Raw genomic sequence first — 253 nt, 5'->3', positions numbered from 1 at the left:
GCTGCTGCCGATCCTCGCGCCGATCGTGCTCAGCTACATCTCCGGCAAGGTGCTCGGTGGCGGACAGGCCGGCGGGCAGGCCACCGGACAGGCGGCGCCCACCCAGGACGCCGGCGCGGGCGGTCTCGGCGACATCCTGGGCAGCATCCTCGGCGGCATGGGCGGCGGGCAGGGCGCACAGGGCGGTCTGCCCGGCGGACTGGGCGACATCCTCGGCGGCATTCTCGGCGGAGGGCGTCGCTGACAGCACCCC

The 253-nt window shown here is 75.5% G+C and carries 1 protein-coding gene; it reads left to right on the top strand.

Translation table 11 applies throughout. The features are described 5' to 3' along the window. Positions 1–244: hypothetical protein (locus AC0IW7_RS24905; protein WP_471821523.1), on the top strand; the 244-nt coding region annotated here is incomplete at its 5' end. Positions 245–253: the final 9 nt, after the last annotated feature.

Source organism: Pseudomonas sp. AC229, assembly GCF_979254655.1.
This window is presented reverse-complemented; position numbering and strand designations above follow the sequence as displayed.